The 22,133-nt window shown below is 29.6% G+C and carries 20 protein-coding genes; 5 read left to right on the top strand and 15 right to left on the bottom strand.

Features of this window, described 5'->3' with window-relative positions; translation table 11 throughout:
- Window positions 1–4 precede the first annotated feature (4 nt).
- Together fbaA and HMPREF9309_RS04620 are read right to left on the bottom strand one after the other, a co-directional pair.
- Entirely contained in the window at window positions 5–1,069 is a 1,065-nt protein-coding gene (gene fbaA, locus HMPREF9309_RS04625) for a class II fructose-bisphosphate aldolase (protein ID WP_016646759.1), read from the bottom strand.
- Between the two features lie 9 nt (window positions 1,070–1,078).
- The gene (locus HMPREF9309_RS04620; RefSeq protein WP_016646758.1) at window positions 1,079–1,900 is read right to left on the bottom strand and encodes a peptidylprolyl isomerase; all 822 of its coding nucleotides are present in this window, start codon (window positions 1,898–1,900) and stop codon (window positions 1,079–1,081) included.
- 90 nt (window positions 1,901–1,990) lie between these two features.
- Between HMPREF9309_RS04620 and HMPREF9309_RS04615 the strand changes: the two genes are divergently transcribed.
- A complete protein-coding gene (locus HMPREF9309_RS04615) occupies window positions 1,991–2,623 on the top strand; it encodes an endonuclease III domain-containing protein (protein WP_016646757.1) in 633 nt (210 codons plus the stop codon).
- A 9-nt stretch (window positions 2,624–2,632) separates the two neighbouring features.
- On the opposite strand, the gene HMPREF9309_RS04610 is transcribed toward HMPREF9309_RS04615, so the two are convergent.
- On the bottom strand, window positions 2,633–3,178 hold the full coding sequence (locus HMPREF9309_RS04610; RefSeq protein ID WP_196799664.1) for a hypothetical protein: 546 nt from the start codon (window positions 3,176–3,178) through the stop codon (window positions 2,633–2,635).
- A gap of 52 nt (window positions 3,179–3,230) precedes the next feature.
- Window positions 3,231–4,511: a M20/M25/M40 family metallo-hydrolase gene (locus HMPREF9309_RS04605; protein ID WP_016646755.1), complete on the bottom strand. Its 1,281-nt coding sequence runs from the start codon at window positions 4,509–4,511 to the stop codon at window positions 3,231–3,233.
- A 60-nt stretch (window positions 4,512–4,571) separates the two neighbouring features.
- Here HMPREF9309_RS04605 and cmoB point away from each other — a divergent pair, with 60 nt between their 5' ends.
- Complete coding sequence (gene cmoB, locus HMPREF9309_RS04600; protein ID WP_016646754.1) at window positions 4,572–5,480, top strand: tRNA 5-methoxyuridine(34)/uridine 5-oxyacetic acid(34) synthase CmoB; 909 nt, start codon at window positions 4,572–4,574, stop codon at window positions 5,478–5,480.
- On the opposite strand, the gene HMPREF9309_RS04595 is transcribed toward cmoB, so the two are convergent.
- From HMPREF9309_RS04595 to HMPREF9309_RS04585, 3 genes are read right to left on the bottom strand one after another with little or no spacing between them, the layout of a single operon-like run.
- A complete protein-coding gene (locus tag HMPREF9309_RS04595) occupies window positions 5,470–6,051 on the bottom strand; it encodes an NUDIX domain-containing protein (protein ID WP_016646753.1) in 582 nt (193 codons plus the stop codon). The two genes, cmoB and HMPREF9309_RS04595, sit on opposite strands and share 11 nt — an antisense overlap.
- 18 nt (window positions 6,052–6,069) lie before the next feature.
- Window positions 6,070–7,449 carry a magnesium transporter gene (mgtE, locus tag HMPREF9309_RS04590; RefSeq protein WP_016646752.1) on the bottom strand — a complete coding sequence of 460 codons (1,380 nt, stop codon included), beginning with the start codon at window positions 7,447–7,449 and terminating at the stop codon, window positions 6,070–6,072.
- Window positions 7,450–7,478: 29 nt separating this feature from the next.
- A complete protein-coding gene (locus HMPREF9309_RS04585; protein WP_016646751.1) occupies window positions 7,479–8,651 on the bottom strand; it encodes a peptidoglycan DD-metalloendopeptidase family protein in 1,173 nt (390 codons plus the stop codon).
- Window positions 8,652–8,793: 142 nt separating this feature from the next.
- Here HMPREF9309_RS04585 and HMPREF9309_RS04580 point away from each other — a divergent pair, with 142 nt between their 5' ends.
- From HMPREF9309_RS04580 to HMPREF9309_RS04570, 3 genes are all read left to right on the top strand, one after another.
- Window positions 8,794–9,516 (top strand): plasminogen-binding N-terminal domain-containing protein, encoded by a 723-nt coding sequence (locus HMPREF9309_RS04580; RefSeq protein WP_016646750.1) that lies wholly within the window; start codon window positions 8,794–8,796, stop codon window positions 9,514–9,516.
- 3 nt (window positions 9,517–9,519) lie between these two features.
- A complete protein-coding gene (locus HMPREF9309_RS04575) occupies window positions 9,520–10,899 on the top strand; it encodes an FAD-linked oxidase C-terminal domain-containing protein (RefSeq protein WP_016646749.1) in 1,380 nt (459 codons plus the stop codon).
- 201 nt (window positions 10,900–11,100) lie between these two features.
- On the top strand, window positions 11,101–11,916 hold the full coding sequence (locus HMPREF9309_RS04570; RefSeq protein ID WP_016646748.1) for a YihY family inner membrane protein: 816 nt from the start codon (window positions 11,101–11,103) through the stop codon (window positions 11,914–11,916).
- Here the strand turns inward: HMPREF9309_RS04570 and HMPREF9309_RS04565 are convergent.
- The 8 genes from HMPREF9309_RS04565 to HMPREF9309_RS09040 all read right to left on the bottom strand — a co-directional run.
- Window positions 11,863–13,122, bottom strand: coding sequence for a ComEC/Rec2 family competence protein (locus tag HMPREF9309_RS04565; RefSeq protein WP_016646747.1), 1,260 nt, complete (start codon window positions 13,120–13,122; stop codon window positions 11,863–11,865). The two genes, HMPREF9309_RS04570 and HMPREF9309_RS04565, sit on opposite strands and share 54 nt — an antisense overlap.
- A 65-nt stretch (window positions 13,123–13,187) precedes the next feature.
- On the bottom strand, window positions 13,188–15,272 hold the full coding sequence (locus tag HMPREF9309_RS04560) for an RNA degradosome polyphosphate kinase (protein WP_016646746.1): 2,085 nt from the start codon (window positions 15,270–15,272) through the stop codon (window positions 13,188–13,190).
- Between the two features lie 99 nt (window positions 15,273–15,371).
- A complete protein-coding gene (locus HMPREF9309_RS04555) occupies window positions 15,372–15,815 on the bottom strand; it encodes a glycine zipper 2TM domain-containing protein (protein WP_016646745.1) in 444 nt (147 codons plus the stop codon).
- A 52-nt stretch (window positions 15,816–15,867) separates the two neighbouring features.
- Window positions 15,868–17,667 (bottom strand): ATP-dependent DNA helicase RecG, encoded by a 1,800-nt coding sequence (recG, locus tag HMPREF9309_RS04550; RefSeq protein WP_016646744.1) that lies wholly within the window; start codon window positions 17,665–17,667, stop codon window positions 15,868–15,870.
- Between the two features lie 21 nt (window positions 17,668–17,688).
- Entirely contained in the window at window positions 17,689–18,906 is a 1,218-nt protein-coding gene (locus tag HMPREF9309_RS04545; RefSeq protein WP_016646743.1) for a M16 family metallopeptidase, read from the bottom strand.
- Window positions 18,903–19,964 carry a dehypoxanthine futalosine cyclase gene (locus HMPREF9309_RS04540; protein WP_016646742.1) on the bottom strand — a complete coding sequence of 354 codons (1,062 nt, stop codon included), beginning with the start codon at window positions 19,962–19,964 and terminating at the stop codon, window positions 18,903–18,905. Before HMPREF9309_RS04540 ends, HMPREF9309_RS04545 begins: the two co-directional genes overlap by 4 nt.
- Window positions 19,965–20,032: 68 nt before the next feature.
- Window positions 20,033–20,569, bottom strand: coding sequence for an LOG family protein (locus HMPREF9309_RS04535; protein ID WP_016646741.1), 537 nt, complete (start codon window positions 20,567–20,569; stop codon window positions 20,033–20,035).
- A 143-nt stretch (window positions 20,570–20,712) separates the two neighbouring features.
- The coding region (locus HMPREF9309_RS09040; protein WP_016646740.1) for a YadA family autotransporter adhesin at window positions 20,713–22,133 on the bottom strand (1,421 nt) is incomplete at its 5' end.

The raw sequence follows: 22,133 nt of genomic DNA, 5'->3' as shown, positions 1-22,133 counted from the left end.
TACCTTAGTTTTTATTTATACAATTTAAATCTTCAAAGGCTTCCATCAGTCTTTTTACCATACTTTCCTCACCAGCTCTTAACCATTTTCTAGGATCGTAATATTTTTTATTTGGGCTATGTTCACCTTCTGGATTTCCGATTTGTCCTTGTAGATAATCTCTATTTTTAAGTTCATATTCTCTAACACCATCCCAAAAAGCCCATTGAGTGTCTGTGTCGATATTCATTTTTATAACACCATAACTTACGGCATCTTTTATATCTTTTATATCACTTCCACTACCACCGTGAAATACAAAATTTACCGGCTTATCGCATTTTGTATTGAATTTTTCTTTTACAAATTTTTGGGAATTTTTTAAAATTTCAGGTCTAAGCACTACATTACCAGGCTTATATACACCATGAACATTACCAAAACTTGCCGCGATTGTAAATTTATCGCTTATTTTACCAAGTCTTTCAAATGCTTGAGCAACATCTTTTGGCTGAGTATATAAAAGTGCATTATCAACATTTGTATTATCAACACCATCTTCTTCTCCACCAGTTACTCCAAGCTCAATTTCCAAAGCTATGTCTAATTTGCTTAAAACTTTAAGATACTCTTCACAAGTACTTAAATTTTCATCCAAACTCTCAACACTTAAATCAAGCATGTGAGAAGTAAAAAGTGGTTTTTTAAAAAGCTTAATATTTTCCCTGCTAGCTTCAATCAAAGAATCAATCCAAGGAAGAAGTTTTCTAGCAGCATGATCAGTATGTAAAATCACAGGAATGCCATAATGTTTTGCTAGCAAATGAACATGTCTTGCTCCGCTTATTGCTCCCAAAACATCGGCTTCTTGGCAGGTTTTTCCTGCCACAAAACCTGCTCCGCCATTTGAAAACTGGACTATTACGGGTGAATTGACTTTTTTTGCGCTTTCTAAAACTGCATTTATAGAATTTGTTCCAACTACATTAACAGCTGGTATAGCAAATCCCTCACTTTTAGCGTAATTATAAAGCTTAATCGCTTCATCGCCACCTAAAACACCTGCATTTACAACATCTAAAACACCCATTTAAAATCCTTATTTTTTATTTTTATATTCAATTTTTGCTTTTGATTTTAAATCTTTTACTTTTTTCTCAAAATCTGCTTGAAATTTCTCTTGTCTTACAATGCTTTTGATATAGTCTTTAACTTCAGCTAGACCAAGTTGTTTTTTATCTTTTGCATCATTTTTAAGTATTACGTGATAGCCAAATTGTGTTTTTACAGGAGTTTTAGTAAGCTCACCTTTTTTAAGCTTATTGGCTGCTTCACCAAACTCAGGAACCATTTGCTCTTTTACAAAATATCCTAAATCTCCACCATTTTGTTTACCACTTGGATCAATACTTTTTTCTTTTGCAATTTCAGCAAATTTTTTCTTTAACTCATCGCCTTTTAGCTTGCTTAAATCAGCTATGATTTTTTTAGCATCATCTTCTTTTTCAACTAAAATATGGCTAGCTGCAATAGCTGCTGGCTCAATAAATTTATTTTTATTTTTATTATAAAAATCCTCTATTTCTTTATCGCTTACTTTTGTGTTGTTAAGCTCTTTTGCTTGCCAAGCTCTTAAAGCAATATCATCTTTTACAATTTCAAGCTGTTTTTTATAAAGCTCATCTTTTTCAATACCACTTTTTTTAGCTTCATTGATTAAAACTCTTAAATCAATTGCTCTATCAATTACTTGATTTTGAATCTCAGCTGGAAGAGCTTCAAAATTAACTCCTGGCATTCCTGCAAGCATAGGTGCAAGATCAACATCAGTGATGTCCTTTCCATCAACTGTTGCAAAAACTTTAGCATTTAAACTCATAGCTACTGCTAAGCTTAAAGCTGTAAATAAAACTTTTTTCATATAAAACCTTTCTTAAAAAATTAAATTATTATATCTAGTAATAGTAAAGAAATGTTGAATTTTTGTAAAATTTAGGCTAAAATCTTTGGAATGAGAACCAAAAAAGAGATAAATTTAATAAAAGAGTTATTTTTAAAGCATTTTGATAAACCAGTTACGGAACTTAAATTTAAAAATCTTTATGAGTTGGTAGTTTGCGTTATGCTCTCAGCACAATGCACTGATAAAAGAGTAAATTTAATAACACCTGCTTTATTTAGCGAATTTCCAGATATCAAGTCTTTATCAAAAGCAAATTTAAACTCGCTTAAACTTCTTATAAACTCATGTAGTTTTTTTAACAATAAAGCCGAAAATTTAATAAAAATGGCAAAATCTGTTATGCAAAATTTTGGCGGTGAAATTCCACTAAATAAAAAAGATCTAATGAGCTTAGCTGGAATTGGACAAAAAACAGCAAATGTTGTTTTAATAGAGTTTAAAGGTGAAAATTTAATGGCAGTTGATACGCATGTTTTTAGAGTTTCGCATAGGCTTGATTTAAGCAAGGCAAAAACGCCAGAACTTACAGAAGTTGATCTAGTAAAAGCTTTTAAAACTGAGCTTAACTACCTTCATCAAGCGATGGTGTTATTTGGAAGATATACCTGTAAAGCGGTTAAGCCAAATTGTAAAGAGTGCTTTTTAAATGAAATTTGTAAAAGCAAAGATAAGATTTTATAACAAGACTCTTTAAAAGTAACAACCTCCGCCAGTTGCACCTTGATCACTTTCAATTATAACCTTATCTTTTACCAAGTGACAATCCATATCTTTTCTGATATTTTCAAGCTCACTAGCCGTAAAAGACTCATCATAAATATTTAAAATTTCTGCACCAATAAAAAATCTACTTATTATAAAGTTAACTCTATTTCCAAATTTTCCAACACTTAAATAATTTAGCGATTTTAATTCTTTTTTAATTAGTTCCAAATCCTTATCGCTAAAATATTTGTTTAATAGTTCTTTTGATATTTTATCATCATAATAATACTGTGTGCTATTTGCATCGCCAACAACAAGCCTTTCAACTTTTGAATAATCTCTACTAAACTCTATATCTAAAATTTGATTTTTTTCTGCGATATTTTTATATAAATTTACAAAATTATAAATTTTAACTTCATTTTGATAAAAATAATCTATGCTTGATTTTTGAGATTTTCCACTTAATGGTAAAGAAGAATAAACTACCAATGCAAACAATAAAATAATCACTAGGGCAAAAAAATACAAAAGGAGTTTTAAAACTCCTTTGATTAAAAAAATGATTAAATTTTGTCCATTTTTAAGCATTTTTTACAATTTCATCAACCACTTTATAGATTAAATCAGCAGATTTTATTTCTAGTTTTTCATTTATGCTATGTGGTGCAAAAATATTTGGTCCAATAGAAGCAACCTTCAAATCAGGCTGTTTTGCTAGAAAAACTCCACATTCAAGTCCAGCATGAACAGCTACAAATTTTGCATTTTTATTATATTTTTGCATATTTTTTAAAATAAATTTAGCAAATTCGTTTATTTCTGGTCTCCAAGGCGTAGTTTGATTTTCAGTTTTTGTGTCAAAATTAAAACTTTTTGCCAAAGTCAAGGTTTCAAATTTGGAGTTTTCAAGTCCTTTTGCACTCATTGATCTTGCAAAAAATAAAACTTCGAATTTATTATCTACTTCTTTTGCGGTTGAGAGATTTATACTATCTTCTGGAGTATTAACTTCTGTATTAAAAGCCCTTACTCCTTGTGAGAAAATACAAAGCATATTTAAAAGATCATCACTAAATTTATAAATTTTACTCTCTTTTTTACCTATAAAATCAGCTTTTATAAAATTTGGAATTTCTTTTAACTCTTTAGAAAATATAACTTTTGCATCTACTTTTGCAGCAATAGAGTTTCTTCTTTCTCCACCGTTAAAATAGGCTATTTTGCCACCATTTTCTTTTATAAATCTAGCCATGGATTTAATAGCATTAGGAATATTTTCATGTATTTGTATGCCACTATGTCCGCCTGGAAATTTATCATTATCATCTATTTTTAACTCATATAAAAAACCATTGCAGTCTATTTTCTCTAAATTTCTAAACGCATACATATCAACGCTTCCTGCGCACCCAATTGATACTTTATCATCTTCTTCGCTATCTAAATTTAGTAAATTTGGACTTTTTATAACTGCGTTAAATCTTGCAACACCCCAAAGCCCAACTTCTTCGTTGTTAGTAAAAACAACTTCAAAATTATCATATTTATCCATCATACTCATCATCATGGCTACTCCGATACCATTATCGGCTCCAAGACTTGAGTTTTTTGCCATTAAAAAACCATCTTTTTCAAAAGTTTGAATATTTGGAGCTTCACCTACACAAACCATATCATAGTGACTTTGCAAACAAATTCTTGGATTTCCTTTGAAAGCATGTATATTTCCAGCCTCATCAACGCTTACTTTAAAGTCATTTTTTTCACAATGTTTTATTAAATATTCTTTCATTTTATCAGTTTCAAAACTACCATGAGGAATCTGACAAATTTCGTCAAAATACTCCATATAACTTTTCATTTTTTAGTCCTTTTAAATAAAAATTAAGGTATTATACCCTAATTTATTTAGGATTTAATGATGAATTTAGACGAAATACGAGCAGATAAATTTAAAGAATTAGATTTAAAAATTTATAAAAATATTTGGGAAAAAGTTTCAAATTTAAACACTGATTTTGATATAAAATGTAAATTTGAAGATATTGTTGATATTGAAATTTTAGATAAAAAAGTAAATTTAGATGAAATTTTACAAATAGCTCTTATGCTTAAACCTTGGCGAAAAGGTCCTTTTAAAATTCATAATAAATTTGATGAAATTTTTATAGATAGTGAGTGGCAAAGTTTTATTAAATTTAATACTTTATTACCATTTTTAAATTTAAAAGATAAAGTTGTTGGTGACATTGGATGTAATAACGGATATTATCTTTTTAAAATGCTTGAAATGAATGCATCAAAGCTTGTGGGGTTTGATCCAAGCATTAGAACTTTTTTACAATTTGAGTTTTTAAATAAATTTATAAAAAGCAATATTAAATATGAGCTTTTAGGCGTAGAACATCTGCCTTTTTATGAGCATAAATTTGATACTTTATTTTGTCTTGGAGTGATTTATCATAGAAGCGATCCAGTAAAAATGTTAAAAGATATAAAACTTTCTTTAAATAAAAACGGAGAGATTTTTTTAGATACAATGTATTTAGAAATGGATGGTGAGTTTGCTTTGGTGCCAAAAAATAGTTATTCAAAGATGAGCAATGTTTATTTTATCCCAACTATTAAGGCTTTGCAAAATTGGTTTGAAAAAGCTAAATTTAAAGATTTTGAAGTACTTACCACAAAAACAACTGATTTAAACGAACAAAGAAAAACTAAGTGGATAGACGGCGAAAGCCTAGGGGATTTTTTAGATCCAAACGATAGCTCTAAAACTATCGAAGGCTATCCAGCACCTAAAAGAGTTTATGTTAGGGCTAGTATTTAAATCTATCAAAAAACCACATAAAACAAAATGCTAAGCTTGCTGGTTTTGGGATATTTTCATCATAAATAAACTCTTTTGCCTCTTTTATAGGCAGATAAAAAATCTCTATTTTTTCATCATCTATACCACCTCCAGCAGACACCTTCACTTCATCTGAAACCTCGGTATAAAAAAATGTCTGTTTAGATGCCGCAGTTCCTAAGCTACCATAAAATGAAGCTATTTTTTCTACACTATCAACCCTGTATCCGCACTCTTCTAAAATTTCTTCTTTTATTGTATCTTCTTCACTTAAGTTTTTATCCATTATGCCAGAACAAAGCTCATAGCTTATTCCATTTTCGCTTAAATTAATACTATCTTTTTCACATTTTAACAAAAGTGGAATGCGAAGCTGTTTCACAAGAACAAAAGCTTTTTTATCTGCATCAAACAGAAGAACTGAAACACTATCATGAACACTTATACATTCCCATTTTAATAGTTTTTTATCAAGCTCATACTCAACTAAAAATGGTTTTATAAATTTAGGATTTTTCAAACTTTTTATATTTTTTATTTTATAACTCATTTTAAATTTTTGCAAATTTTATAAAAGTATCCAAGACGCAAGCGCTAAGAAACTAAAAAAGCCAATTATATCAGTTCCTGCTGTTAAAATAACTGATGAGCCAACGGCTGGATCGATATTAAATTTCTTTAATGTTAAAGGGATTATAGCTCCTAAAAGCCCAGCGCAGCCCAAAGTTATGAACATAGCAAGAAATATAACAACTCCAAGCATAGGTTTATTAAACCAAATATATGCGATAATGCCAACTAAAAAGGCAAAAGTAATTCCATTTATCAAAGATATCGTAAACTCTTTTTTAATAACTTTTTTAGCATCTTTAAACTCAATATCCCCCAGTGCTAAACGTCTAACTGTAACAGTTAATGCTTGCGAGCCAGTATTTCCTCCAAGAGAAGCGACTATTGGCATTAAAACAGCAAGTGCTACAAATGATTCAATAGTTGAATCAAAAATTCCTATAATAAAAGATGATAAAAATGCAGTGATTAGATTAAAACCTAGCCAAACAGCCCTTGATTTACTAGCTTTTAATGCACCATAATCATCTTCTTCAACTTCATCATCAACACCAACAAGGTTATAAATTTGTTCAGTTGCACTTTCTCTTACAAAGTCATGAATATCATCAGGCGTAATTCTTCCAAGCAAAATACCATTTTTATCAACAACTGGCAAAACTGATAAATCAAAATCTTGGAAAAGTATAGCTACATCTGAAATTTTATCTGTATCTAAAGCAAATTTTGGCTTAAAAGCATCAGGTTTTGCACTTTTAACAACTTCATCTATAGTTAGACTGAAATTATAAATTATAAGATCCGATAGTGGGATACAGTATTTTAAAATTCCTTTTTCGTCAACTGCACAAAGCTGATAAGCCATCTCTATTTCGCCACTGTGTCTTAAGTCTCTTAATCTGTCAACCGCCTCCATAACAGTTTCATTTAAATTTGCTTTAAAAACTTCAAGTTGCATATAGCTTCCTGCTTCATCATCCTTATAGGCAGAAAGTTTTAAAATATCTTTTTTATCTTCATCGTCAAGTTCATTAAATATTGTTTTAGCTTTTATTTCATCTATGTCTTTGATATAGTCTAAAAGCTCAAATTGATCATCACTTTCAAGTTCTTCTATAGCATTTACAAGTTTTTCTTTTGGAATGTTTTCAAGAACGTCTTTAAGCATATGCTCAGGCATTTCAATCGCAGAAGTCGAAAGACTTTCTAAATCAAGCTTGTGTAGATATTTATAATATAAATCTTCATCTTCTTTTTTTAATATTTTTAAACATTCAGCTATATCATCAGGGCTTAACTCTTCTTTATTTAAACTACTTAAATGTTCATCAAGTCTATTTTGTGCTTCTAAAAGCTCTTTATTTTCTATATTTTCCATATTTGCCCTTTTTTATAATTTTATAACCACTAAAACTCTATAAAATTTTCAAAATCAATAAATTTGGAAGGATTGTGATATCCGCCCATTGCTATTTGTAAAATTTCATTTTGAGATTTTATATATTTTTTAAATCTTTTCTTCTCTTCTTTTTCAAGTTCTATATTTTCCTTAGCAACTTTTACAACTTTTTCAAAATCCATTGCTTTGTTATTTTTATAAAGTCCAAGATGCAGGTGTGGTCCTGTACTCATACCTGTATTTCCAACAAAAGCAACGATATCTCCTTGTGAAATTTTTCTTCCTTTTTTCATTCCTTTTGCAAAACCGTTTAAATGAGCATATAAAGACTTATAGCCATTTTGATGTTGAATTTCAAGTGTTTTACCATATCCGCCCTTAACTCCAACAAAAACCACAGTTCCACTTCCAACTGCTTTTATAGAAGTTCCTCTTGGAGCTGCGTAATCTGTGCCAAGATGAGCTCTATATCTTTTTAATACAGGATGATATCTTTTTGGAGTAAATTTTGATGAAACTCTAGCTCCTGGAATTGGAAGTTTAAACAAAAAATTTTGACTTATTTTACCATTTTCATCATAAAATTTAGATTCGAAGTAATAAATGTAATTGCTTTTTTTATTTTCTTCTATCATAGCTGATAAAATTTGAGGACTTCCATAAGGTTTTCCAAGTCTAAATCTTTGAGTATAATTTATAGCGATTTGATCACCTTTTTGAAGACGCGAAAAATTTACTCTTCCTTTAAAAGCATTTGTAAAAGAAGCAGCAAGCTTGCCATCTCCAGTTGCATTGTTTATGTCTAAATATGGCATGGTTTCGACAGTTAAACCCAAAGTATTATCTGTTTGTGTAAAAATTGTTGGAGTAAAAGTAAGATTAAATTTATTTTTTTCATCTTTGTAGATGTGAATTTGAAGCTCTTCTGTTATTGGTATTAAAATTTGTTCTAAATTTCCATCTTCATCTACAAGTTTCTCACACTCTATATCAGCACCTATTTCAGTGGCTAGTTCTTTGTCATCTTGCGATAAATCATAATAAAGACTTAATGGTAAGTTTGAATCTTCTAAAAAATGTAAAAATGTTTTTCCGTTTGGCCAGTTAAATTTTTGCATAGTGCTAACATTTGCAAACAAGCTTAAATTTAAGATAAAAAAAATAAATACTTTTTTAAACATAATTCCTCTTTTTTGAAATTTTGACTAACTTTTTATAATACTATATTTTTTTTGACAGCTGGTAAATGATTAAAAATTTATACTTTCTCAAACATTAACTAAAAATTTAGTATAATGATTTAATTTTTTTCAAGGAGTAATTTTGAGATATCTTATAACTATTTTTGTTTTTATACTTTCACTTGCAAGTGCGGCAAATTTTTCCATGCCAACCTATACTTCAAATTTGACATCTGTAAAAAATGGCTACGGTAAAGTTATCGATAGTCCTGATATTATAATTGGAAGTAGCGGAATTGTAATGCATACTTTTAATAATGGTGAAAGTTCAATCATCGCAAGAGCAGTAGTAACTGATAAAAGTGCAGGTTTTGCAACTGTAAGATTTGAAGTATTTCAAGCTCTTAGCCAGCCAGCTCTTCCAGTTCCTGGAATTTTACCAAAAGTTGGTGATAAAGTTATACTTAATTATCTTTACAATAGAGCAGTAATTGTCGTTCCAAATGAAGAAATTTACACTCAAATTATAAACTCATTTCCAAATATTCATTTTATAAACCCAGATCTTGCAGCATCACACTTAAATGCTTATAGAAAGCCAAATCCTTCTAGAGATGATTTTAGAAAAATTTGTGCTCAAACTGTTGCGGGGCTTATTTTTATAGCTATGGATAAAAAGGCAGTTTTTGCTGATTGTGGAAGTTTTAAAATACTAAAAAGCTTTGAAACAGGCGAAGTTAAAAACTATCAAGTGCCATTTTTTAGTAATGTTTATGGCATCTCACCTGCTTGGTGGAAGTGGGATAGTGCTTATATAGCAAATTATAATAAACATTATAAATTTTTATTAGATATTAAGGACTAGGCTTTGGAACAAACTCATATAAATTTTTTTAAAAAACTTTTAGGCGAGGATAATGCTTATTTTGATGAGGCACATAAGCTTGCATACTCTTATGATGCCACAAGAAAAGTGTTTAAGCCAGATGCTGTTTTATTTCCAAAAGATGAAAATGAAGTAAGTAAAATTTTAGCATACTGTAATGATAACTTACTACCAGTTATCCCAAGAGGTGCTGGAAGCGGCTTTACAGGTGGAGCATTGGCAGTTAGTGGTGGAGTTATAATTTCATTTGAAAAACATATGAATAAAATTCTTGAAATAGATCTTGAAAATATGGTCGCAGTTGTTCAACCAGGTGTTATTAACATGGACTTGCAAAAAAAGGTTGAAAAACTTGGACTTTTTTATCCGCCTGATCCTGCAAGCCAAACATACTCTACAATAGGTGGAAATGTAGCTGAAAATGCAGGTGGAATGAGAGCTAGTAAGTATGGCATAACAAAAGATTATGTTATGGCTTTAAGAGCTGTACTTCCAAATGGAGAAATTATAAGAGCTGGTAAAAAAACCATAAAAGATGTAGCAGGATATAACCTAGTAGGCATTTTAACAGCAAGTGAGGGAAGCTTGGCTGTAATTACAGAAATTACTCTTAAATTAATAGCAAAACCAAAGCTTAAAAAAACAGCTTTTGGAGTTTTTAAAAGTGTAAATGAAGCTATGAATGCAGTTTATAAAACTCTTTCAAGTGGAGTTAAGCCAGTAGCAATGGAGTTTTTAGATAATTTAAGCATAAAGGCTGTTGAGGAAAATTTCCACAAAGGGCTTCCAAAAGATGCTGGGGCTATTTTAATAACTGATGTTGATGGGGATTTAGAAATTTCACTAGATAAAGACTTAGAAATTATAGAAAAAGTATTTAAAGAAAATGGTTGCTTTAATTTTATAGTTGCAAAAGATGAAAAAGAAAGTAACGACTTATGGTTTTCTAGAAGAAATTGCTCTCAAGCAATTACATGTTATGGAAGTTTAAAAATAAATGAAGACATCACAGTTCCTCGCTCAAAACTCCCTGCTCTTTTAGAAAAAATAAATGAAGTTTCTAAAAAATATGATGTTTTAATCCCTTGTTTTGGGCATACTGGCGATGGAAATGTGCATACAAATGTAATGGTTGATAAAGATAATGAAGATGAAGTTAAAAAAGGATATGCTGCTATTGAGGAGATTTTTAAGATTACAATAGATCTTGGAGGAACTCTAAGTGGAGAACATGGTATAGGAATTTCAAAAGCACCATATATGAAGCTTGCTTTTAGTGACGCTGAAATGGAGCTTTTCAGAGCTATTAAAAAAGCTTTTGATCCAAATAATATCTTAAATCCAAATAAAATGGGGCTTTAAATTTAGTCCCATTTTAAATTTATGAGCAAAATGAAATTTAATAAATTTACAAATTTTACTTTTTAGCTTTTTATTTTCGCTGCTAGCTAAAAGTTCGCAATTTATTTTTAATGCTGTATTTTTAAATAGATGCTTTTAAATACAACTGGTGCAGTGCTTGGAGCTATGTTTATAAGCGTTTTATTAAATTAAAGGAAAAAAATGATAAAAAAAATAAAAGATTTTTATAATAAATTTTATGACAGAGATTTAGTTCATTTTGCCGCAAGCCTTAGTTTTTATACTATGCTTTCTATCATTCCACTTTTACTTTTATCATTTACGATTTTTACCCAACTTCCAAGTTTTGATGAGTATTTAGATAGGATAAAAGGTTTTATTTTTGAGAGTTTGCTTCCATCACATCAAGAGATAATTTCACAATATTTAGAGCAGTTTTTATCAAATAGTTTAAATTTAGGACTTATTGGTTTTGTTGCGATTGTATTTTCAACAACAGCTTTTTTTGATAACTATAAATATGTAGTTAAAAAGCTAACTACATCTTCGGCAAGTGGGTTTTGGCAAGATTTTAGCAAATACTGGACTTTGATAACTCTTGCTCCACTTGGACTTGGACTATCATTTTATTTAACAGCTAAATTTCAAATTCTACTTAATCAAACAGATCTTACTAAATGGATAAATTTAGCCATTTTTTTACCATATATCATTATTTGGGCGATTTTTGCCATAGTTTATAAAATATCAATCAACAAGCAAACTTCTAATAAATTTATTTTATTTTCATCATTTATAACAAGCCTTGCATGGAATGCCTCGAAATTTGCTTTTATAAAATATACTTTTTATAACAAAACTTACACCAGTATTTATGGCTCATTTAGTATTTTACTCTTTTTTCTTTTATGGATTTATATAAGTTGGATTATATTTTTATATGGATTTAAAATTTATACCCTCTTAGATGAAAAAAATGGGAACGATACCAAAAATGGGGAGCAAAACAGCTACTAATCTACTTTTAATAGCTACAAAATTTAGTAAATTTAAACTATAAAAAAGCATTGGTGGTATGAAAATCTTATAAGTTTTAATATTGTAGTTTAAAAAATTAAGCAACAACTCATCCATTAAATTTCCAGCTCCAAAAATATGCAAAAATAAACTCAATGGATAAAAAATAGTAAAAATATATCCTATTGGAATAACTGCAATTTGCGAAAAAGCAAAAGTGTTAAAATAATAATAAACAGGTATATTCATCGCAAAAAATACATAAATATTAAAAACTAAAATATGTTTTAAAATGCCTATTTTAGTGCTTTTAAATAAATTTTTAAAGTGATGCAGATACAAATAAATATAAAAAACTCCAAGACAAGAAAAGTAAAATCCAATCGAAAAAACCAAATTTGGCATAAAACAAATGCTTATAATTATCGTTAAAAACAGTGTCCAAAATGAAAAAACCTTTAAATTTTTAACTAAAAATAAAAACGCTAAAGCACTCATTAAAAGTGAGCGTAAAAATGCAGGTGTAAAATCAAGTAAAAAAAGATAAAAAACCATTAGTAAAAACGCCACTAAGCTTATATCAAAATACCTACTTCTATAAGGGAAAAATCTATTTTGAAAAAAACGATATATCGGAGTTATAAGTAAAAAAATAGTTGTAAAAATTATGCCAAGATGAAACCCGCTAATCGAAACAACATGAGCAATCCCCCACTTTGTAACATCGTTTCTTAACTCCTTTGAAATGGGCGTTGCAAGATAAAGTGTAGAGTAAAGTTCTTTGATTTTGTCATTTTCATGCTGATTTGAGATGAAATTTATTAAATTATTTTTAAAATTTGGACTATTTTGTAGTTTTTTTATATTAAAACTTTTTAAATAAAAACTTTTTTTAATATACTCTTTAAATGTTATTTTATCAGTTATAACTCTAAGCTTAATATTATCATATCTCTTTAGCTCATTTTCCTTTTTTGTAGTGGTGTAAAAGCTAAAATCATCATTTTTAAGCTTTAAAACTCTGTAAGTCTTATCATTTTTTGTTTTTAAATATGACTGCTCCACTACAGCTTCAACATATCTAAATTTCAAAGCTTTGAAATCTTTAAATTTATAAAACTCATAACTTAAATTTAACCCAAAAATTATAAAAGCAACTATAAAAAATAGTAAAAGCTCTTTTTTTGAGTTAAATAAGTTATTCATTTTGTTATTTAATAAGTCTATTTTTAAATTCTAATCACAAGATAAAATTTAAAAACTTTTATTATCTAGCTATCCTCTAAAAGCTTACTTACTAAGATATTGCTTGTATCTTTATGTTTTCTTATGTTTTTAGCAAGCTTGTTATAATACTCTTCTAAAAACTCTTGGCTATTTAGAGGATTTTCAGAAGTTAGCTTTACATACTCTCCATCATTTTGAAGCTCAAACGCTAAAGATGTGTCATTTAACTGAACATTTAATATATCAATCATCTTATTTTTTAAGCTTTCATTAAAAATAGGAGTCATCAACTCAAGTCTTCTTTCTAAATTTCTAGGCATCCAATCAGCACTTGAGATATAAATTTCAGGACTTGAGTGTTTAAAATAAAAAATTCTTGCATGTTCTAGGTATTTACCAACTATAGAAATTACTCGTATATTTTCACTGATTTCAGGAATTCCTGGTCTCAAACAACAAATTCCTCTAACAATAAGCTCTATTTTTACGCCTGCTTTACTTGCACTGCTTAAAGCTTTTATCATATCAGAATCAACCAAAGCATTCATTTTTGCAATTATATGCCCATCGCTTCCTTTTTTTTCTTCTACTTTTATCATCTCAATTAAGCGCTCTTTTATCTGCATTGGCGACATAGAAAGCGTTTGTAATACTCTATTTTTATTATATCCTGATAAAATATGGAAAAAAGTTGTAGTATCTTTGGCAAATCTCTCATCAGTTGTAAAAAAACTTGCATCTGTGTAAATTTTTGAACTACTTCCGTTATAATTTCCAGTTCCAAGATGCATATAAAATTTTAGTTTATCACCACTTTTTCTAATTATTTGTGTTGATTTTGCATGAACTTTAAATCCTGGTATTCCATAAACCACATGAGCTCCAGCACTTTCTAGTGATTTTGCCCAGTGAAGATTATTTTCTTCATCAAATCTTGCTTTTAACTCAACCATTACAGTTACTTGCTTGCCATCATTTGCGGCATCTATTAAAGAAGCTACTATAGGAGAGTTTTTTTCAACTCTATAAAGTGTCATTCTAATTGATACGACATTAGGATCTTTTGAGGCTTCTTTGATGAGCTGTTCAACTGGGTTAAAACTTTCATAAGGATGATAAATTAAAATATCGCCTTTATCCATTGTCTCAAAAATTGACTCATTTTCATTAAAAGGTGGCAAAATTTTTGGAGAATACGGCGGAAGTGCTAGATTAGAAAAATTTTTATTCCCAACAACTCCCCAAAGACCATCAAGTGAAAGTGGTATATCATACTCAAAAATATCTTTATAAAAAACATTTATATGCTCATTTAAAAACTTAGTTATATCAGCATCTGCATTTTTGGCTATTTGAAGCCTGACAAATGCACCTTTTCTGCGAAGTTTTAGTCCTTGTTCAAGTATCATCATAAAATCATCAGCTTCTTCTTCCTCTATTACAATATCGGCATTTCTTGTAACCCTAAAAGGAGCTGAACTAATTAGGCTATAGCCTGGAAAAATTTCTTCTGCATGACGATGAACAATTGTTTCAATTGGTGTATAAGTATCAGTGCTAACTTGAACAAATCTTGGAATTACTCTAGGAATTCTTATCATTCCAAATTTAAAGCCTTGAGAGTCGTTTGTGTCTTTTAGCTTAACAGCTAGAGCAAAGCTAAGGTTGTTTAAATGTGGAAAAGGATGAGTTGAATCAACAGCTATTGGCACGATGATAGGCAAAATATTTGAGAAAAAATACTCATCTGCTTTTTGTCTTAACTCATCATTTAAATCATCATAATTTTTAATATAAAAACCCTCATTTGCTAAAGCTTCAATGGTTTGTTTATAATAAATTTCTAAGCTATTTTTCTCATCATGCAAATACTCTCTTATTTTTCTAAGTTGATCAAGTGGTGTCATCTCATCACTTCCACTAGCTGTAATACCTGCTATGAAAAGTTGTTTTAACCCAGCTACTCTTATCATATAAAACTCATCTAAATTTGTTGAGTAAATCGCTAAAAATTTAAGCTTTTCAATAAGTGGAATATCTTTTTCGCACTGAGCCAAAACACGAGTATTAAACCTAAGCCAAGAAAGCTCTCTGTTTAAAAAAATAGAACCATTTTTTAAATCTTGCATATTTAACCTTTAAATTTTTATATGTAATTATAGCTTAATTTTTCATCTGTTTTATAAAACATATTTGTAAAAATTTGAGTTAATTTAAAATAATAAAATTTATTTTACTTCTATTCTTATTTTAGATTGTTTTTCTTCTGTGATTTTTGAGTATTGCTTTCCTTTGTAATATCCTATATTTCTATATCCTACAAGTACTTTTCTATCAACTTTTTGCTCTTTATACTCACAACCACTTTTTTGGTTTCCTTTGATATTTCCCTCAACCCTATTTCCTGCGTATCCTCCAGCTATAGCTCCTGCAACGGTTGCTAGTTTTTTACCACTTCCACCGCCAAATTGATTCCCCACAACTCCACCACCAACCGCTCCAATTGCTGTTCCTAAAAGATTGTAGTCGCTTATAGAGTTATTGCAGTTTTCAACATACTGAGTATCAGCTTTCATCTCATAAATAGGTTTGTGCTCTACAACATCTATAACCACACTTCTTGCAAACGCAAATCCTACAAAAGCCAATGATAATAAAATAATTTTTCTCATAAAATCTCCTTTTTATTTAAATTTTAATCTATTATAATTTAAATTTTTAAATTTATCTTAAAATTTCTAATCTTTTTTTAGCCGCGTCCGCAATATCTTCTTCATAATCATAAAATTTAAATGTCGCACCATGCTGGATACTTCCATCAAGCAAATCCCCACTTTGGCGGTTTTTAAGATCAATCCCAGCAACTTTAAATCCATCCAAAGTTTTAGCAAATTCTAAAAGTCTTGAAGGTGGCTCTTTTAATTTTGTAAAAAGATAGCACCAACCACTTCCTCCATTTCTCCCAACCCGGCCACGAAGTTGATGTAAAGTCGCAAGTCCCATCCTCTCAGGCGCAACTACAACAATAATGCTAAGTCTAGGAAGTGAAATTCCAACTTCAACAACCGTTGTTGTTAAAAGCAAATCCCCTTTATCTCTAAACTCTTTTAAAATTTCTTCTTTTTCTTTATCGCCGCCGTGAGTTAAATAGACATTGTTAAAATTTTTATACCAGTAAGTGCTTCCTTCATTTAAGCTTTGATAGTTTGAGCTTTGGCTTTCTTCAACAAGTGGATATACGATAATTGCCTGTTTTCCTTTATTTATCTCATCTTTTATATGCTTTATCATATCAAAAAAACCATCTTTATTTATAATAATTGTTTTTATATCTTTTTTAAATGGCATTTGCTTTAAAAAGCTTTGTTCTACAATGTTTGATTGTATTAGTGAAAGCGTTCTAGGGATTGGCGTGGCGGAAAATTGTAAAAAATGAGCTTTAAATTTGCCATCTTTTGTGAGATTATTTATCTTTTGTCTTTGATTTGAGCCAAAGCGGTGCTGTTCATCAACCATTATTAAATTTGCTTTTGGAAGTGGTTGAAAAAGCAGTGCGTGAGTGCCAATTATCAAATTTATATCTTTAAAATCTAATTCTTTATCTCCACTTTTTACAAGCATAATTTTCATAAATTTTGGTAAAAGTTTTAAAGCTTCATTATAAATTTGCTCAGCTAAAATACTAGTTGGAGCCATTAAAACAGCAGTTTGTGGATAAATCATAAGAGAAGCCCCAAGCATAATTAAGGTCTTTCCACTTCCAACATCGCCCATTACAACTCTTCTTTTGGCCACGCAACTTAAAAGATCGTTTTTAATATCATTTAAAGCATTAATTTGATCATTTGTTGGAGTAAAAGGCAGAGTTTTTATCCAAGAACTTATATCATAAATTTCTATTTTTTTAGCAGGGAAATTAAACTTTTTTTTACTAAGTTTTTTCATATAGTTAAAAATTTCTATAAATTTAACCATTTTTAAAGAGTTGTTATCTAACTCCAAATTTTTAACAAGCTTTATGCTTTCTTTACTTTTTTGATGAAGACTTAGTAAAAACTCAGCTTCAAACTCATTTAAGCCCTCACTTAAAAGCCCATCTTTATTTAGGTATTTTTCTATTAAAGATGTGATTTTATCATCTTTTAGGCTAAGTTTATATTTTGGTAAAATTTCACCTATTTTTGTTATAATTTTTGGATTTGTAAATTGCCAAGTAGAGTTATAAAAAGAGCTTTTTCCAGTAATATAGATTTTTTTACCATTTTTAAAAGCACCATAATGCCATGGTCTTGCATTAAAAATAATTATTCTAATGTCTAAATTCCAAGTTATGCAAAATGCAGTTATGCTTAAAAAACTTCCTTTATTAAGCATAAATTTACACTCAATTAAAACTGTATTATCGCCCTCGTTTGGAACCTCGCTCAAAGTTAAATCTTCAAAGTTTTTAGGCAAAATTAAAGCTAAATCAATAATAGTTTTTACTCCAAGTTTATCAAGCTCTTTTTTGTCTAAAACTTCCATTTTTCTTACTTTTATCTATTTTTAACTTCCACTAACCACTGAAAAACTTAAATTTAAAATTTCATCATGAGCTTTTATGAATTTGTTTAAATCATCTAAATTTAAAGCTTTTATTTTTTCTAAGGTTCTTTCAAACTCACCAAATTCCTCGCCCATATAAAACTCTTTTTGCTTGATATTTATACGACCAAACATAGTTTCTTTTTGTAAAACAACACTTCCAAGCAAGAAATTTTTAGCATTATTTAGCTCATCTTGGCTAACTCCATCTTTTACAAATTTTAAAAACTCAGATTTTATAACCTCGATGGCATCATCTTTGCTTTCATTTTTTGTTTGCATATATCCCCAAATTTTAGAGCTACTTAAACCAAAATCAACTCTTGCATAAATAGAATAAGCAAGCCCTCTTTTAACGCGAATTTCTTCCATTAGTCTACTTCCAAAACCACTGCTTCCAAAGATAAAAATTGCAACATTAGCTTTAAAAATCTCATCTTTTTTTACATTATATGGTGCACCAAAATAAATATAGGCTTGTTCTACTTGCTTTTTTACAAAAGAGAGTTTTTGCTCATCGCTTGTTTTTATAAAAGGAAGATTATTTTTATTTCCATTTTTAAAACAATTTAAAAGTTCATTTAAATCTATATTTTCTTTTATATCTCCAGCTAAAACAATAAATAAATTCTCTAAAAATAAAGCGTTAAAAAACTCTTTTACTTCATTTAAGCCAATCTCATCAATACTTTCTAAAGTCCCAATTTGTGGATATTCTAAACTTGTATCTTCATATAAAAGTCTATTTAGCTCAGTCCTTGATAAATAGTCAAAATCTGTATTATTTGAAGCGATTTCACCTTTTATTAAAGTTTTAATCTTATCAAGTGTTTTTTGTGTAAAATTTGGATCTTTTAGTAGACTTATAAGCAAATTTAAACCGTAGTTAAAATTTTCTTTTAAAGTATTTATCTCAAAACCAAATGTTTCAAAACCTGAAAATACACTTAAATTTACAGCCTTTAACTCAAGTAAATTTGCAAACTCGCTAACTCCAAGCTTTGAAGTTCCTTCATTTAGCATTTTAGCTACTAAATTTGCTAAGCCTGGGAATTTGTCATTTGCCACGCTTCCACTTGCTTTAAAGATGAGTTTAAAATTTACTACTGGCATAGAATTATCAAACTCATAAAGCAAAGGAATGTTTAAATTTTTATACTTTAAATCTATTTTTTTCATTTGTAAATTTCCAATATATCATAATTTGTATTTCTTTTAGCAGGGATTTCACCCACGTCTTTAATTAAATTTATTAACTCATCTGCATTCATTCTAAAATTTGCTCCCGCGGCTTTTACAACATTTTCTTCCATCATTGTTGAGCCCATATCATTTGCTCCAAATTTTAAAGCAAGTTGCCCGATATAGCTTCCTTGTGTTACCCATGAACTTTGTATATTTTTAAAATTATCTAAAAAAAGTCTTGAAACTGCAAGAAGTCTTAAATAATGGTTCGATGAAGCTTTCATAATTTCAGGATGCTCTTTTAAAAGACGAGTATTTTTTCCTTGAAAACTCCATAAAATAAAAGCTCTAAACCCACCAGTAATATCTTGCAAATCTCTTAAAAATTTCCAATGCTGCACTATCTCACGAGTTGTTTCAACTGTACCAAACATCATTGTAGCTGTTGTTTTCATACCAATTTCGTGTGCTTCTTTATGGATTCTAAGCCAAGTAGCGGTATTACATTTTTTAGGTGCTACTATGTCTCTAACCCTATCGCTTAACACTTCTGCTCCGGCTCCTGGTATTGAGTAAAGACCTTTTTTTTGAAGTCTTAATAAAACTTCTTTTGTTGAAATTTTGCTAATTTTTGCAATATAGTCAATCTCAATAGCAGAAAATCCATGAATTGTAATGCTTGGATAATTTTTAGCGATGTATTCTACCAAGTCTTCATACCAGTCAATTTTAAGTTTTGGATGAACGCCACCTTGAAATAATATCTGCGTTCCGCCTATTTGAATCAATTCTTCTATCTTTTTACCAATTTCTTCGAAACTTAAAACATAAGCATCATCTTCATTTACATGGCGATAAAACGCACAAAATTTACAATCCACCCAACAGGCATTTGTATAGTTTATGTTTCTATCGATTATAAAAGTTGTGATTTTGTCAGGATGTAAAGAAAGCTTTTTTTCATAAGCCATTTTACCAAGCTCCCAAAGCTCAGCATTTTCTATCAAATTTACAGCTTCATCTACGCTTAATCTTTTATTTATATCTAACATTATTTACACTATAACCTTTTAAAATTTAGTAAAAAATATTATATCAAATTTAGGCTTAATTAATATTTCTAAGCTAAATTTTGTAAATTTTCAATTAGTTTTTTATAATCACTCTCAACTAATACCATATCTAAAAACTTTTTATCTATAAAACCCTCATCGCTTTGAAATTTGACAAACTCAAAAAGCTTATCGTAAAATCCATTTAAATTTAAAAAGCCAATTGGCTTTTTATGATAGCCAATCTGTGCGTGAGTCCATACTTCAAACGCTTCTTCAAGTGTTCCAAGCCCACCAGGAAGTATTATAAAAGCTTCACACATATCATTCATCAAAGCTTTTCTTTCATGCATTGTTTTTACAGTTATTAGTTTTGTTAAATTTTTAGTTGCTAGCTCTTTTTTAAGCAAAAGCTCAGGTATTATGCCAGTTATATTTCCATCACTACTTATAACACCATCAGCCAAAGCTCCCATAAGACCAATTCCACCACCACCATAAATCACATTATGGTTATTAAAAGCTAGATATTTACCAAGTTCAAAGGCTATATTTTTAAAGTTTTCATTTCCTATTTTTGAGCCACAAAATACAGTTACGTTCATAATAATTTCCTTGAAATAAAAAGAAATATTATACCAAATTTTGATATTTTAAAATTTAAAAGATTATAAAAATTTGAAAGATTAAAGTATATTTATAAGTTTTCATAGCGCTTCAAATTTGAAGCGCTATGTTTAAAAAAGTATTAGTTAAAGAAGTATCCTATAGATCCACCAATTGTGGTATTTTCTTGACTATCATAACTAACACCGCCTTTAAATACCCATTTTCCATCATCACTCATTCCTGATAAGCCAATTGCTGTAGCACTTTCGCCTTTGTGGTGACCTACACCAATTGCGATTAAAGATTTTCCAGGGACAGTTGATTGAGGAAGCATACCAAGAGCAGTTGCAGATGCGATGCCAGCTCTTGTTTCATCTCTAAGATCATTCATATCACCATAAACATTAGCTAAGCGATTATTTAAATAATTTAGATTAACCGCATCAGTTCCTTTTACAGGATTTGCGACATTACTTATAGTTCTTTCATGTCCAGGAGCTCCTACTGATACGGTATTGCTTCTACCTTCATCAATTGATCCGCCACCTATAGAAACTGAGTTTTTACCTTTTGCTTCAGGTCCTTTTTTAGCCCATTTATCTTTTTTATCACTTTCTTTTACAACACTAGCACTAGCAGCTACATTTTTTAATTGTCCCACAGTAGCAGCATCACTAGGATCTTCACCAGGAGCTACATTTGTTATTTTATTACCACCATTATTAAGACCTTTATCGGTAAGCGATACTGTTTTATTTGCATCTGGTGATGTGATAGTAAGTCCACCTTTATTAAGTTTGGTGTTTCCTACTTTTATACTGCTATCGTTTTTATCTATCACAACACCACCAACTGTTACTGTATCAAACTTAACATCTTTTGCTGTAGAAACTTTATAAATTTTATTTCCTTTTGTTCCATTTCTTTCACTAACTATTATATTATCACCAGCTTCTACTTCTGTATTGTTTTTAGCTATACTGCTTTGCAAATTCTTGGTAGCTGCTTGAAGTTGATCCTCTGTGGCAGCTCTACCTGATGTGATATTATTCTCATCCCATATTGTATTTGCAAGACCTGTGATAGTTCCACCATTAACAGATATAGATTTATTGCCATCTTTGCCTAGAGTTATTTTAGCTCCTTTGCCTCCATTAGAAATAGATGTAATGTCTTGTAGCTCTTTAGCTAAAGCAACAGTTAAATTTCCATCTGCTGTAGCTTTTGTTTTAATGTTTGTATCGCCACCTATAGTTAAAGTTTTGTTGTTGGCATAGATACTCTTCTCTACTCCATCATCTCCTTTAATCTTGTAACTTCCTAGTGTGCTACCTATTGTGCTGTTTATGTCATTTTTAATGTTAGTTTGAAGTGATAAAAGTTGTCCCTCAGTGGCAGCCCTACTTTTATCATCGGTTGCTCCATTCCAATCTGTGTTTGTAAGACCTGTGATAGTTCCTTTATCTCCGTCTATAGTAACTGTATGGTTGCCATTTTTATCAGCTATATTTATAGAGTTACTTGCAATTGTAACATTACCATTTTTAATCTCTTTATCTG

The organism is Campylobacter ureolyticus ACS-301-V-Sch3b (genome assembly GCF_000413435.1).
Taxonomy (GTDB): domain Bacteria; phylum Campylobacterota; class Campylobacteria; order Campylobacterales; family Campylobacteraceae; genus Campylobacter_B; species Campylobacter_B ureolyticus_A.
Note: the sequence above shows the minus strand (reverse complement) of the source record. Positions and strands in the feature narration are given on the sequence as shown.